This window comes from Streptomyces sp. TLI_185 (assembly GCF_003814765.1).
Classification (GTDB): Bacteria; Actinomycetota; Actinomycetes; order Streptomycetales; family Streptomycetaceae; genus Streptomyces.
Map to the genome: position 1 here is coordinate 6223191 of NZ_RKRB01000001.1, position 14535 is coordinate 6237725.

The 14535-nt window shown below is 71.7% G+C and carries 12 protein-coding genes; 9 read left to right on the forward strand and 3 right to left on the reverse strand.

The annotated features are described in order from the left end of the window. Positions 1-277: 277 nt before the first annotated feature. The 4 genes from EDD92_RS28795 (at position 278) to sucD (ending at position 6188) form a co-directional block, all read left to right on the forward strand. Entirely contained in the window at positions 278-1312 is a 1035-nt protein-coding gene (locus tag EDD92_RS28795; RefSeq protein ID WP_123967025.1) for a hypothetical protein, read from the forward strand. 259 nt (positions 1313-1571) lie between these two features. Further along, on the forward strand, positions 1572-3662 hold the full coding sequence (locus EDD92_RS50000; protein WP_185124150.1) for a hypothetical protein: 2091 nt from the start codon (positions 1572-1574) through the stop codon (positions 3660-3662). A 444-nt stretch (positions 3663-4106) separates the two neighbouring features. Further along, a complete protein-coding gene (gene sucC, locus EDD92_RS28805; protein WP_123967026.1) occupies positions 4107-5285 on the forward strand; it encodes an ADP-forming succinate--CoA ligase subunit beta in 1179 nt (392 codons plus the stop codon). Between the two features lie 18 nt (positions 5286-5303). After that, entirely contained in the window at positions 5304-6188 is an 885-nt protein-coding gene (gene sucD, locus EDD92_RS28810) for a succinate--CoA ligase subunit alpha (protein ID WP_123967027.1), read from the forward strand. Positions 6189-6327: 139 nt separating this feature from the next. On the opposite strand, the gene EDD92_RS28815 is transcribed toward sucD, so the two are convergent. Next, on the reverse strand, positions 6328-7272 hold the full coding sequence (locus EDD92_RS28815; protein WP_399185468.1) for an RNA polymerase sigma factor: 945 nt from the start codon (positions 7270-7272) through the stop codon (positions 6328-6330). Here EDD92_RS28815 and EDD92_RS28820 point away from each other — a divergent pair. Then, on the forward strand, positions 7255-9036 hold the full coding sequence (locus tag EDD92_RS28820) for a DUF6350 family protein (protein ID WP_123967028.1): 1782 nt from the start codon (positions 7255-7257) through the stop codon (positions 9034-9036). The two genes, EDD92_RS28815 and EDD92_RS28820, sit on opposite strands and share 18 nt — an antisense overlap. A gap of 31 nt (positions 9037-9067) precedes the next feature. On the opposite strand, the gene EDD92_RS28825 is transcribed toward EDD92_RS28820, so the two are convergent. Next, positions 9068-9835, reverse strand: a complete 768-nt coding sequence (locus EDD92_RS28825; RefSeq protein WP_123967029.1) for a hypothetical protein — start codon at positions 9833-9835, stop codon at positions 9068-9070. A 336-nt stretch (positions 9836-10171) separates the two neighbouring features. Between EDD92_RS28825 and purN the strand changes: the two genes are divergently transcribed. Together purN and purH are read left to right on the forward strand one after the other, a co-directional pair. Further along, entirely contained in the window at positions 10172-10801 is a 630-nt protein-coding gene (purN, locus tag EDD92_RS28830; protein ID WP_123967030.1) for a phosphoribosylglycinamide formyltransferase, read from the forward strand. Next, positions 10798-12387, forward strand: coding sequence for a bifunctional phosphoribosylaminoimidazolecarboxamide formyltransferase/IMP cyclohydrolase (gene purH, locus EDD92_RS28835; RefSeq protein WP_123967031.1), 1590 nt, complete (start codon positions 10798-10800; stop codon positions 12385-12387). Before purN ends, purH begins: the two co-directional genes overlap by 4 nt. 143 nt (positions 12388-12530) lie before the next feature. Here purH and EDD92_RS28840 read toward each other — a convergent pair whose 3' ends face one another. Then, positions 12531-12956, reverse strand: a complete 426-nt coding sequence (locus EDD92_RS28840) for a hypothetical protein (RefSeq protein ID WP_123967032.1) — start codon at positions 12954-12956, stop codon at positions 12531-12533. 213 nt (positions 12957-13169) lie between these two features. Here EDD92_RS28840 and EDD92_RS28845 point away from each other — a divergent pair, with 213 nt between their 5' ends. Then, a complete protein-coding gene (locus EDD92_RS28845; RefSeq protein ID WP_123967033.1) occupies positions 13170-13667 on the forward strand; it encodes a hypothetical protein in 498 nt (165 codons plus the stop codon). A gap of 140 nt (positions 13668-13807) precedes the next feature. Then, positions 13808-14533: a family 16 glycosylhydrolase gene (locus EDD92_RS28850; protein ID WP_123967034.1), complete on the forward strand. Its 726-nt coding sequence runs from the start codon at positions 13808-13810 to the stop codon at positions 14531-14533. Positions 14534-14535: the final 2 nt, after the last annotated feature.

Consider the following 14535-nt stretch of genomic DNA (forward strand, 5'->3'; position numbering starts at 1 on the left):
CGGCATGACCGGAATCAGCGCGACCGGGCAGACAGGAAACGGTCACTGACGATTTGTCGATGCATCGCCGTCCGACTTCGCCCAGCAAAACGGACATGCCTACCCATCGGTAACAGGGGGCTTGCGCAACCTCGGGAGGGCCGTGCGAGGATCGACGCCTCATCAGCGGCGCGCCGTTGCGCCGCCTCGTCCGTACCGCACCGCGTCGCGCCGACTCGTAGCTCGTTACGGCTCGTTACGTGAAATTCGTTCCGCCGCACGGGAGGACCACCCCCTCTTGACCTGGCCAGCAGCCTTGCCCGGTGCCGCTCTGCGCGTGATGCGCACGGCGGCCGGACGGCGTGCGCTGCAAGTGGTCCTGCTGGTGGGCGGGTTGTTCGCGCTGGGGTTCCTCTGCGGGGAGCAGGCGCACGCGGCGGAGGGGGCGCCGGCCGCCTCCTCGTCCGAGGTCGTGCCGACCGCTCCGGCGGACGGCGTCCGGTCGTTGACGAGCGATGCGGTCGTCACGGTCGGTCGGCTGACGAACAGTGCGGCCGCTCCTCAGCGTCAACCCCAGCCGGCCGCTCCGGACAAGCCCAAGCCGACGGCTCCCGTCGCACCGGCACCGGCACCAGTTCCGGCGCCGGCCGATCCCAAGCCCACCCCGATTCCCGACCCCGGTCCCGCGACCGCGGGCGCAGCCGGTCAGGTCCTCACTCCGTTGACCGGTGAGCTCGTCCGCTCCGTGGGTGATCGCGGCGTGGAGCCGGTCGGTGGTCTGGTGGAGACCGTGACCGCCGGGCTCGGCAGGGTGACCGCGCAGATACCGCCGTTGTCGTCGTTGCCCTCGCTGCCGGGGCTGCCCGGGTCCCCGTCGATGCCGGGCCTGCCCTCGCTGCCAGGCTTCCCCTCGTCGCCTGTCCAGATACTTCCCGCGCCGGTCGCGCAGGCGCCGCAGCCGGTTGTCGCAGGGCACCCGGGCACGGAAGGCGCCGTCGACGACAGGCGCTCCGGAGCGGGCGCGAGCGGTACGGCGTACGGGCCGCGGTTCGTCGTGGACGTGACAGTGGCCGGCGCCACCGCCGTGCACGGCGGCGGGCAGCGGGCCGCCGGTGCCGGGTACGCCCCGGCGCGGCAGGCCCCCGACGGCGACCCGGCCGATGTGCCGGCGAACCGGGCCGCGGTCGACAACGGCACGCCGAGACACGGCGACGCGCACGCCGTCGCCCTGAACCACCGGCCGTTCGCGCGGCTCGTGCCCGGCGCCGCCGTTCGTGCAGCCGCGGCCGGTACCCGGGACAGGCACCGGGACATTCCCGTATTCCCCGGCTAGGGCAGGCCCTTCCCCCGCCACAGACCTGACGCGCGGGGGCGGAGCAGGTCTGCCCGCCCGTCCGGACACCCCTTCGTTCTCCGGACGCAAGCCGCCGACTCCGCTGGTCCCGACTCCCCGGACCAGGACCGGAAGCGGCGCCGGAATTGTCCCCAAGCCTTTCGAACCCAAGCCCTTCGAAGAAGCCCCGGAACTCCCCGGATCTCACTTGAGATCAAGGAGCGCGGAGCTTCGACGGATCTAAGGATCTGACGCACGCATGAACAAGAACATCCGCCGCTCCATCGTCATAGCCGCCGGTGTCACCGGCGCGTGGGCGCTCGGTTCCGCCGTCGCCAGCGCTGACGAGTTGCCCTCCTCCTCCCTGTCCGTGTCCGACACGACATCCGATCCGGCCACCGACGCGACCGTTGACTCCGGCAGCACCCTCGGCGCGCTGACCGACACCGTCACCGGCACGGTCGACGGCGTCGTCACCGGTGTCCAGCACACCGTCTCCGGCGTTACCGGGACGGCCGGATCCACCGCGGCCAAGGCGACCTCCACGGTCACCGGCGCCGAGAGGACGACGCCCGGCGGCACCGCCGAGCAGGCCCGTAAGTACGTCGACGCCAAGGTGTCCGCCCCGCAGGCGGACAAGGAGGCGTCCAAGGTCAAGGGCGCCGCCGCCATCCAGGGCGCCAAGGCCGCCCGCGCCGCGCAGGCCGAGGCGAAGGCCGCAGTCGGCCAGGGCGCCACCACCGTCACCGACACGACCTCCTCCCCGCAGGGCGAGGTCGACTATCTCTTCGGCCCCCTCGCCGCCTTTGCGCCGGAGTTGGAGCAGGCGCTGGCCGCCGCCCAGACGAAGCTTCAGGGCGTGCAGTCGGCGGCCCGCACCCAGGCGCAGGGCGTCGACGGTGTCGTACGGACGAAGAAGCAGCAGACCGTCGCGGGCGCGGGCCGCACCGCCGGGGGCGTCACCGGCGCCACGCAGACTGCGGCGACCGGTGCCCAGGGCCGGGCCGCCGGCGCGGTCGCGCTCGCGCAGGGCGAGGCCGGCACCGTCGCCTCCGCCGCCCAGACCTCCGTTGCGGCCGTCCCGAGCCATGTCACGGGCACGGTCGGCGGGGCCGCACAGCAGGTCGTCGGCACGGTCCAGAGCGTCCCCGGCACGGTCACCCCGATCGTCGAGGAGACGGCCGCGGCAGCGGTCCCGCCGGTCGCGACCTCGGCCGTGCATCGCGTGACACCGGTCCCGGGCCAGGTGGTGGCGGGTGTCGTCCCGGTCGCCGGGCAGACCGTCGCCGGGGTCGCGCCCACCGTCACCCACGCCGTGGACGGGGTGACGCCGGTGGCCACCGGCGCCGTGAGCGGCGTGCTGCCGGTCGCCTTCGACACGGTGGACGGCGTGGCACCGGTGGCCACCGGCGCGGTGCACGGCGTGCTGCCTGTCGCCGGCGGCGTCGTGACCGGAGCCGGGCAGACCGCCGGTCACGCGGTCGGCGCCGCGACGGCGCTGGCGTACGGCGTGGTGGCCGACGTCCAGCCGGTCGCGGGCGGCGTCGTCGAGGGCGTGCAGCCGGTGGTCTCCCACACGGTGCGGGGCGTCCAGCCGGTCGCCGCGGGCGCCGTGCAGGGCGTGCAGCCGGTGGCGGGAGGCGTGGTCCAGGGCGTGACCCCGGTCGCCGGTGGCGCGGTGGCCGACGTGCAGTCCGCGGCCGGTGGTGCCGTGTACGGCGTGACTCCGGTCGTCGGTGGTGTCGTCGCGGACGTGCCGTCGTACGCCACCGGCCTGGTCGGCCAGGTCACCGACGACGCGACGGGCGCCGTGCTGCCGCCGGTCGCGCACACCGCAGTGGACGGTGTGCTGCCGGTCGCCGGGCAGGCCGTGGCGGACGCGGGCGGGCTGGTCTACGGCGTCACGGGCGACGTCCGGCCGTTCGCCGGTGGGGTCGCCGACGACGTGGCGCCGCTCGCGTACGGCGTGGCCGGTCACGCGACCGGCCTGGCGTACGGCGTCGCCGGGCAGGTGCCGCAGTTCGTGCAGGGGGTCACCGAGGCCGCCCAGCCCGTCGTCGACCTCGTCGAACCGGTGGCCCAGGGCGTCGGCGGCAGCGCGGCGACGCTCGCGTACGGCGTCGCGGGCGATGTCACCCCGTTCGCGTACGGCGTCGTCGGGGATGTCGACCCCTTCGCCCACGGTGTCGTGGGCCAGGTCGCGCCCTTCGCCGGCGACCTGACCGACACCGTCCGGTCCACCGGCGGCCCGCTCGCCGGACACGCCGTCACCGGCGTCCAGGGCGTCACCGAGTCGATCACGCCGGGCTACGCGCAGAACGTGCAGTACGGCAGTCCGTACGGCGTCTGACGCTCGACCGACTCCGCGGACCGAGGGACCCGGACGGCCGAAAGCCGTCGGACCGGCCGGCCCGAACCCCGCGGGTGGAGCCAGGTGATCCCCATTGGGGTGGGGATCAACTGCTCCGAGCCCCCTTCGGGGCTGTACAGGGGGCCTCACCGGGTCAACCCCAGCCCGGTGAGGCCCTTCCCCCGTACGGGCCTGCGAACGGCCCCCGTCCCTCACATCCGGCACGCCGTGCCAGTGAGCGCGGCATCATGTGACAGGTATCACCGCTCAGGTGTGACCCTCGATTTAGGGGCCCTCCGCAAGCAGCGATAACCTGCGAGACGGACATGCCGCGCGCTCGGACACCGTGTGCGCCTCCCCTGTGACTAGCGGACGTCACGTTGCCCTTCGCGGCACGCCCACGCATCCAACGAACCGCGAGATCACTGATAGGGACGGAAGCGCGTGGACCTGTTCGAGTACCAGGCGAGGGACCTCTTCGCCAAGCACGATGTACCGGTGCTGGCCGGTGAAGTCATCGACACGCCTGAGGCGGCCCGCGCAGCCACCGAGCGTCTCGGTGGCAAGTCTGTCGTCAAGGCCCAGGTGAAGGTCGGCGGCCGTGGCAAGGCCGGTGGCGTGAAGCTCGCCGCCACCCCGGACGAGGCCGTCGCCCGCGCGACGGACATCCTCGGCATGGACATCAAGGGCCACACGGTCCACAAGGTGATGATCGCCGAGACGGCCCCGGAGATCCTGGAGGAGTACTACGTCTCCTTCCTCCTCGACCGTGCCAACCGCACCTTCCTCTCCATCGCGTCCGTCGAGGGCGGCATGGAGATCGAGGAGGTGGCGGAGACCCGCCCCGAGGCCGTCGCCAAGACGCCGATCGACGCCAACGTGGGTGTGACCGAGGAGAAGGCCCGCGAGATCGTCGCGGCCGCCAAGTTCCCGGCCGAGGTCGCCGACAAGGTCGTGAACGTCCTCGTCAAGCTGTGGGACACCTTCATCAAGGAGGACGCCCTCCTGGTCGAGGTCAACCCCCTCGCGAAGGTCGCCTCCGGTGACGTCATCGCCCTGGACGGCAAGGTCTCGCTGGACGAGAACGCCGAGTTCCGCCAGCCGGAGCACGAGGCCCTCCAGGACAAGGACGCGGCCAACCCGCTCGAGGCCGCCGCCAAGGAGAAGAACCTCAACTACGTCAAGCTCGACGGCGAGGTCGGCATCATCGGCAACGGCGCGGGTCTCGTCATGAGCACCCTGGACGTCGTCGCGTACGCCGGTGAGGCGCACGGTGGCGTCAAGCCCGCCAACTTCCTCGACATCGGCGGTGGCGCCTCCGCCGCCGTCATGGCGAACGGCCTGGAGATCATCCTCGGCGACCCGGACGTCAAGTCCGTCTTCGTCAACGTCTTCGGCGGCATCACCGCGTGCGACGAGGTCGCCAACGGCATCGTCCAGGCGCTGAAGCTCCTGGAGGACCGCGGCGAGGATGTCACCAAGCCGCTGGTCGTGCGTCTGGACGGCAACAACGCCGAGCTGGGTCGTCAGATCCTCTCCGACGCCAACCACCCGCTGGTCCAGCGCGTGGACACCATGGACGGCGCGGCCGACAAGGCCGCCGAGCTCGCGGCTGCGAAGTAAGGGACGAGGACAACAGCCATGGCTATCTTCCTCAACAAGGACAGCAAGGTCATCGTCCAGGGCATGACCGGCTCCACGGGCATGAAGCACACCAAGCTCATGCTCGCCGACGGCACGAACATCGTCGGTGGCGTGAACCCGCGCAAGGCGGGCACGACCGTTGACGTCGACGGCACGGAGATCCCGGTCTTCGGCACCGTCGCCGAGGCGATCGAGAAGACGGGCGCGAACGTGTCCGTCCTCTTCGTACCGCCGGCCTTCGCCAAGGCCGCCGTGGTCGAGGCCATCGACGCCGAGATCCCGCTCGCGGTCGTCATCACCGAGGGCATCGCGGTCCACGACTCGGCCGCGTTCTACGCGTACGCCGTGTCGCAGGGCAACAAGACCCGGATCATCGGCCCGAACTGCCCCGGTCTCATCACCCCGGGCCAGTCGAACGCCGGCATCATCCCGGGCGACATCACCAAGCCGGGCCGCATCGGCCTGGTCTCGAAGTCCGGCACGCTGACGTACCAGATGATGTACGAGCTGCGTGACATCGGCTTCTCCTCCGCCGTCGGCATCGGTGGCGACCCGGTCATCGGCACCACACACATCGACGCGCTCGCCGCGTTCGAGGCCGACCCCGACACCGACCTGATCGTGATGATCGGTGAGATCGGCGGCGACGCCGAGGAGCGGGCCGCGGCCTTCATCAAGGAGAACGTGTCGAAGCCGGTCGTCGGCTACGTCGCGGGCTTCACCGCGCCCGAGGGCAAGACCATGGGCCACGCCGGCGCCATCGTCTCCGGCTCCTCCGGTACGGCCGCCGCGAAGAAGGAGGCCCTCGAGGCCGCCGGCGTCAAGGTCGGCAAGACGCCTACCGAGACGGCGAAGCTGGCGCGGGAGATTCTTGCCGGCTGAACAGCGGCTTCTTAACTGAGCGTTGGTGGGCCCGTTCCCCGGGGTGGGGGCGGGCCCACGGCGTTTTTGCTGACCGCGCCAGGCGGGTGCCGCCTCTCCTTGGGTCGGGAGCCGCCCCAGGCGGCACGACTGCCCGCAGCTAGGACGGCTGGGGCACTAGCCGTTCCGGGCCGTGTGCCGTCTCCGAGCGTAGTTTTGCGCGGAGTTGGGCCTCCGCTGCCGACAGTGCGCCGCGCGCCACCCGCGGCGGGACCCCTTGCACGACTGCGCCCGGCGGGACCGGGGGCTCGTAGTGGGTCGGGGCGGTTCGGAGGGCCAGGGTCGTTGTGCCGATCAGGGCCGCGGTGAAGGCGATGGCGGCGCGCGTCCAGAAGCGTGCGCTGCGTTCGCCACGCCTGCGTACCGTCGGTGGTCCGGGGGCGGGCTGCCGCTCCGTGGAGGCCAGTTCGACCAGGCGGCGGTTCAACGCGGTCGGGTCGGCAAGCTCCGGCAGGCGCGCGGCGATCGCCTCGCGCGCGTGCAGCAGCCGGTGGGCCGCCGCCGGAGTGCTCGCCTCCGCCTCGGCCGCCGTCTCCGGCAGATCGAGGCCGACACCGTCGTAGAGCAGCAGCGCCCGGCGGTACGAGGGCGGGAGTTCCAGGAGTACGTTCATCAGCTCGCGGTCGCGCCGGTCGGCGAGCGGCGGCTCGCGGCGCCTCACGCTCGGGCGGAACCGGTGCCAGGGCGAGAGCGCGTACTCGTACGCCGTCGCCCGCACCCACCCCGCCGGGTCCCGGTCGACGGCCACCTCGGGCCAGCGCTGCCAGGCGAGTTGGAAGGCCCGCTCGACCGACTCGCGCGCCAGCTCACGCCGCCCGGTGAGCAGGAACGTCTGCCGTACGAGGGCGGGGGCGCAGAACGCGTAGAGCGCGTCGAAGGCCTGAGCGGGCGTCAGCTCGAGCGGCTGCGGGCTCGCAGGGATCGGCGTCACGATGCGCCCTTTCGTACGAAAAAGTACATAAACGTATATTGAGCGACACTTCGGCGGTTTGCCTATTACGACGAGAAAGCGCGTGTCGTTGGGAGCATGGCGGTCGTGATCCAGACGACTGCTCGCCGAGCTCCGTTGCCGTACCTGCGTGCCCGGATCCGGGCCAGGATGCGCGACCGATCGCCCGGGCTTGGCGCCGGCGTGGCGGGCGGTGCGGTGGCTGCCGGGCTGGGGCTCGGCACGATCACCGTGCTGGTGATGGTGTTCTGGATCAGTTCGCCGTACCCCGACAGCGGGCCCGGCGGGGCGCTGCATGTCGCCGCCGCGCTGTGGCTGCTGGCGCACGGCACCGAGCTGCTCCGTACCGACACGCTCTCCGGCGTCCCCGCCCCGGTGGGTGTCACGCCGCTGCTCCTGTTCGTGCTGCCGGTGCTGCTGGTGCACCGGGCGGCGCGGGACGTGGTGTACGGCGGCGAGGAGGACGGGCCGCTGCTGTCCGGCCGTACGGCCTGGGCGGGCGTCGTCCTCGGCTACCTCGGCGTCGCCGCGGCCGCCGCGCTGTACGCCTCGGGCGGAGAGCTGCGGCCCTCGTGGGGGCGGGCCATGCTGTGTCTGCCGTTGCTCGTCATGGTGATGGCGGGGGCAGGAGTGTGGACGGCCTACGGGCATCCGCGCCGGGCGTTCGACGGTGTGCTGAAGCTGCTGCCGTCCGGTCTGCGGAGCTTCGTCCGCGGGCCGGGCTCCCACGCCCGCCTGGGTATTGCGGCACGCGCCGCAGGGGCGGGTGCGGCGGTGCTCGTCGGGGGCGGGGCGTCGCTGGTGGCCGTGTCACTGGTGTGGCACGGCGGGGTGGCGCGGCACTCCTTCCTGCAGTTGACGGAGGGCTGGTCGGGCCGTTTCGCGGTGCTGTTCCTGTGCCTGGTGCTGGTGCCGAACGCGGCGGTGTGGGGGGCGGCGTACGCCCTCGGGCCCGGGTTCGTGCTGGGTACGGGGCATGTGGTGGACCCGCTGTCCTCGGCGCCGGCCCCACTGCTGCCGCCGTTTCCGCTGCTGGCCGCGGTGCCGGACGCGGGGACCGGGGCGTGGCCGAACTGGATCGCGGGAGCGGTGCCGGTGGCGGCCGGACTCGCGGTGGGGTGGTTCGTGGGCGGGGCGGAGGCGCGCGGTGCATCCCCCTCGGCCGGCGCCGGAACATCCGGTGCCCGGCAGACCGCCGGTACTGCCGTGCTGGCGGCGGTGCTGTGCGGGGCCGCGATGGCCGTACTCGCGACGATGGCGGGCGGGCGGCTCGGGGTCGCGGAGCTTGCCAGGTTCGGGCCGGTGTGGTGGGAGACGGGGGGTGCGGCGCTCGTATGGACGGCGGTTGCGGCGATTCCGACGGCGGTCGGCGTGCGGGCCTGGCGGTGCCGGACGCGCCGGGGACGTGGAGCGGCCGGGCAGCCAGGGTCGACCACCCTCGATCTGAGGCCGAAGACCGTGGAGCCGAAAGCGAAGATCGTCGAGCCGAGGCCGGGGGCCGTGGACTCGAAGCAGGAGAAGCAGGAGAAGCAGGAGCAGCCGGAGAACCCGAAGAAGGCGGAGAAGGCGAAGGGCAGGGGGCGGTTCTGGAGGAAGAAGTCGGCTGTGGGAGAGGCGCAGAATCCGGCGGACGCCACGACGCCCTCCGCCCCCTACGACCAGGACGACGCGTACGGCGCGCTCCGCGACCAGGAGGAGGCGGGGTTCGGGCCGTACGACTTCCTGCCCGCCGAACCATCGCCCCAGCCGCCGCCCTCATGGCCCGGCGACGCCAGCCGCGAGTCCCGCTGGGCAGCCCTCAAGGACGCGTCCGACCCGCCCAGCACGCCGGATGCACCGGACGCGCCGGACGGGCCGTGAGCGCCGATCGCGCTGCCGCAACGGCCGTTCGTCAGCCGTTCGTGCCCAGCAGCCCCCGCAGTTCCTTGGGCAGCAGCTGGGTGCAGGACTGCTTCGCCTGGTTCGTGAGGGCGTCGTTGGTGCAGGTGTAGTAATCGCTGTACACCATCTGCGCGGTGAAGGTGGCGGCCACCAGCGCGATCGCCAGGGAGGCGGTGACCAGGCCGGTCACCGCTGCGGTCGTCTGCGGCCGGCCGGACGGGTCGTTGGTGGGCTCGGCGGCGCCGGTCCTGGCGCGCAGGGCGCTGATGCCCCAGTACAGGGCGAGGGCGCCCAGCAGCAGGGCCACGTACGGCCAGCTGAACAGGGCGAAGAAGAAGGCCCACATACCGCACAGGAGGGCGTAACGGGCGCGGCGCTGGGAGGGGTCCGTCGGGTCCCAGCGCATCCCCGATCCCGGGGTGTTGCCGCCCTGACCGCCCTCGGGACTGGGGGGCGGACTGCCGGGGCGCTCGCCGAAGCCGCCGGGGGAGCGGCCCGGCTGGCGGTCGCTCCACTGGCTGCCCCACGGGGAAGCGGGATCGCCGGATCCGTCGCCGTTCTCCCCGTCGGCCGGGCGGCGCGGCCGCCATGGGCGGTCCGGTGTGCCCTCCGGAGGCGGGGCGAAGGGGTTGTCGTCCTCGGGGGAGTCGCCGGTCTTCCGGTCCGAGGGCGCGTCGGGCGGAGAGGCGGGGCGCTCCCGCAGCAGCACGCCGCGGTGCTCCCCTCCCTCCACCGACTGCGGAGGGAGCGTGAGGAGTCGCAGGCTGCGGTCCGGCATCAAGTGAGCGTCTTCCCCTAGGCGATACGGCAGTGATCATGCTTTGACCAAGCGTTGATCGGTTGATCAAGCGTTGATCAGGCGTTCGTACGGCTGTCTTTGCACGAGCTTCCACTTCGGAAACGCACAGCACGACGACCACGTTCCCGACCCGGGCTCTCCCAGACGCTACCTTCCGGCCGCGCCCCCGTCCCGTGGGGGCTGCCCGGAGTGCCGGTATCGTTGCTGACGGTCGGCCGCTTCGTAGACTTCCCCGTATCTCGGGGCGCGAAGCATTCGTACGAACGTACATACGGCCGACCGTACGGAAACGCTCCCCCGAGAAAGGGCCCCACCGTGGCCGCCAAGCCCGTGGCCAAGCGCCTCGTCGTGCTGGTCTCCGGATCCGGCACCAACCTCCAGGCGCTGCTGGACGCCATCGCGACGAGCGGTGTCGAGGCCTACGGCGCCGAGATCGTGGCCGTCGGGGCCGACCGCGCCGGCATCGAGGGGCTCGCCCGGGCCGAGCGCGCCGGGCTGCCGACCTTCGTGACGAGGGTCAAGGACTACGAGACGCGCGAGGAGTGGGACGCGGCGCTCGCCGAGGCCGTCGCCTCCTACGAGCCCGACCTGGTCGTCTCCGCCGGGTTCATGAAGATCGTGGGCAAGGAGTTCCTGGCCCGCTTCGGCGGCCGGTTCGTGAACACGCACCCGGCCCTCCTCCCCAGTTTTCCCGGAGCCCACGGTGTGCGCGACGCGCTCGCGTACGGCGCCAGGGTCACCGGCTGCACCGTCCACTTCGTCGACGACGGCGTCGACACCGGACCGATCATCGCTCAGGGCGTGGTGGAGGTCCGGGACGAGGACGACGAGAGCGCGCTGCACGAGCGCATCAAGGAAGTCGAGCGAAGGCTGCTCGTCGATGTCGTGGGGCGGCTCGCCCGCAACGGCTATCGCATTGAGGGACGAAAGGTAGTTATCCAGTGACCGCCGACATCAACAAGCGGCCCCTTCGCCGGGCGCTCGTCAGCGTCTACGACAAGACGGGCCTCGAGGACCTCGCGCGCGGCCTGCACGAGGCGGGCGTGGAGCTCGTCTCCACCGGGTCCACCGCCGGCCGCATCGCCGCCGCGGGCGTCCCCGTCACCAAGGTCGAGGAGCTCACCGGGTTCCCGGAGTGCCTGGACGGCCGGGTCAAGACCCTGCACCCCAGGGTGCATGCGGGCATCCTCGCCGACCTGCGCCTGGAGAGCCACCGCGAGCAGCTGGCCGAGCTGGGCGTCGAGCCGTTCGACCTCGTCGTGGTCAACCTCTACCCGTTCCGCGAGACGGTCGCCTCGGGGGCGTCCCCCGACGAGTGCGTCGAGCAGATCGACATCGGCGGCCCGTCGATGGTCCGCGCGGCCGCCAAGAACCACCCGTCGGTCGCCGTGGTCACCAGCCCGGCCCGCTACGCCGACGTCCTGGCCGCGGCCAAGGACGGCGGCTTCGACCTCACCACCCGCAAGCGGCTCGCCGCGGAGGCCTTCCGGCACACGGCCGAGTACGACATCGCGGTGGCGAGCTGGTTCGCCAGCGCCTACGCACCCGCCGACGCTGCAGCTGATAGCGGCTCCGCCGCGGGCCAGTTCCCCGACTTCATCGCGGCCGCCCTGGAGCGCAAGAGCACCCTGCGCTACGGCGAGAACCCGCACCAGCCCGCCGCGCTCTACGTCGACGGCACGGGCACCGGTCTCGCGGAGGCCGAGCAGCTGCACGGCAAGGAGATGTCGTACAACAACTACACGGACACGGATGCCGCGCGCCGTGCCGCGTACGACCACGACGAGCCGGCCGTCGCGATCATCAAGCACGCCAACCCCTGCGGTATCGCGGTCGGTTCGGACGTCGCGGAGGCGCACCGCAAGGCGCACGCCTGTGACCCGCTGTCGGCGTTCGGCGGTGTGATCGCGGTCAACCGTCCGGTGTCGAAGGAGATGGCGGAGCAGGTCGCCGAGATCTTCACCGAGGTCATCGTCGCGCCGGACTACGAGGACGGCGCCCTTGAGGCCCTCGCCAAGAAGAAGAACATCCGCGTCCTGAAGGCCCCGGCCGCGCCCTCTCACCCCGCCGAGGTCAAGCCCATCGACGGTGGCGCGCTCCTCCAGGTGACGGACCGCCTCCAGGCGGACGGCGACGACCCGGCCAACTGGACCCTCGCGACCGGCGAGGCGCTGTCCGCGGAGGAACTGGCCGAGCTGTCCTTCGCCTGGAAGGCCTGCCGCGCGGTCAAGTCCAACGCGATCCTGCTCGCCAAGGACGGCGCCTCCGTCGGCGTCGGCATGGGCCAGGTCAACCGCGTCGACTCCGCGAAGCTCGCCGTCGAGCGGGCGGGCGCCGAGCGTGCCCAGGGCTCGTACGCCGCCTCGGACGCGTTCTTCCCCTTCCCGGACGGCCTGGAGATCCTCATCGAGGCCGGCGTGAAGGCGGTCGTCCAGCCGGGCGGCTCGGTCCGCGACGAGCTGGTGGTCGAGGCCGCGAAGAAGGCGGGCGTGACGATGTACTTCACGGGGACGCGGCACTTCTTCCACTGACGGGCGATTCGGCGCGGAACAACGGCGCCCCGCACAGCTCCGGAGCTGTGCGGGGCGCCGGGGCGTTCTCCGTTCGCGGCAAGGGTTGTGCGTCCGGCCGAGCGAGGCGAGGTCCGCAACGCCAGGACAACGCGGTGGAAAAGCTAGTTGCCTTCGCGCCGCGCCGCGTAGGCCGCCGTCTGCGAGGCGCAGTTGACCCGCGGTTTCCCGGCGGGCACCCAGGCCTCGAGTTTCTGCAGGATGCCGAACTCGTCCTCCTCGGCCCCGCCCTTCTTCTTGAGGGCTTTCCGCGTGGTGTCGACGACGGTCGCCAGATGTGAGGGGTCCTCCTTGCAGCGCGGTGCCAGTGCGGAGAGGACCTGTTGGTACTGGTCGGCGGGGCGGAGGTTGCCGTCGAGGTCGGCGAGTTTCCGGGCCGGGCCGGGTGGCGGCGACGTGCGTGCGGCCGGCGTCGCTGCCGGGCCGGTGTGACTCGCCGGAGGCTTCGCGGCCGCTGTCGAGGTGCCCTGCGAGTTGGCATGGCCGGATCCGCAGGCCGTGGCCGCGATCAGCAACGGAGCTGCGATCACGGCCCCCACCACGGCAGCGCTCCTGCTTCTCCTGCTCAGCGGCTTCTTCGGTGCCGGAACGCGCTGTTGGTTCACGATTCCCCCGGTCCACAGGCCCCGCACCCCGGTCCCGGGCGCGGCATCGGGACCGTACACCAGACAGCACAGGGCCGCGGCCTCCGGCCCTCCGCCCAGGGTGCCGGAGGCAGCGTGTGGAGTGGGAGGGCAGTGCGCATGGCGGAGCGGAGACCGGTGTGGTCCGGGCGGGAGCTGCCGGTGTTCTTCAGGCGGTGGCGCACCGAATGGAAAGACGAGGAGCTCTCCCCGGCCAACTACCTCGACTACGAGGGCGGCCTGCGTTTCGTCCTGGCCGCGGCGTGGCTCTTCTGCCCCGAGACGGTCGAGTACCGCGGTGGCGTGTTCCTCAAGGAGCGCTTCGGCCGGGGGACTGTAGACGACTGGTTCACGAACCTGGGCGACGACCGGCAACGCATCGAAGCCGTCGTCAACCATGTCGAGTTGTGGGCGACTTTCGGCAACACCCCCCTGACAGACGACGATCGGTTCGGCGAGGAGCTCCCCCAACTCGCGCCGGCGCTGGGCGAGTGCTGGCAGGGCGTCCTGTCCGCGCGCTACCCCGACCGGGAGATCACCGTCGAGGTGAGCGACGAACAGGACGGCTCCTACGGGCCTACTGTGACCTTCTGGACATCCCCGGTCGTCTCGGAGTGATCCGGGTGTCTTCAATTCCAGAAGCCAGGGCGCGATCCTGTCCGTGCATCTTGTCAAACGTTGAACGGACTCCTACAGTCCGGTTGACGTGGGAGTGGGACCGCTCCCACGCCCCATGTCATCCGAGCAATGGAGCCGCGATGTCAGCTGTACTTCTCCGGCCGGGACGCCTGATACCTGCCGCCCTGGCGGCGCTGTCACTGCTTCTCCTGGGACAGCCGCAAGCCCACGCGGCGTCCTGGGGAGCCCCCCAGACCGTCAACTCGTGGAACACCATCAGCGGACGGTGGACCGCCAACAACGAGCTGGAGACCTACACCCCCGGCTGCGTCTGGTACGAGGGCAACACCCTGGTCATCAAGACCTACAAGTCGGGCGGCACGTACTACTCGGGCCGCGTGGAGTCCAAGGCGCTCTACGGCTACGGCACCTACAGCTTCACCGCGAACATGCCCAACGGCCAGGGCCTCCTGCCTGCCGTATGGGCGGCCTACCTGAACCCGTGGCTGCCCGAGTTCGACGCCGCCGAAATCGTCGGCCAGAACCCGAACACCGTCTACCAGACATCCCACGACACCAGCAACGCCCAGACCCAGTTCTCGAAGACGAATTCCGCGGGCTGGACCAACGCGTACCACAGGTACTCGTTCACCTGGTGGCCCGATCACATCGACTTCGCCGTGGACGGCACCATCACCGGCACCAAGTGGTACACCACTCCTCCGGGTGTCGGGATGCGCTTCATCGTCAACACCGCCGTCGGCGGCGACTGGCCGGGCAACCCCAACGACTCGACATGGGCCACAGGAGACGGTGCGAGGTACCTGAAGGTCTCCTCGATCACCTACACCCCGTACAACCCGTAGGG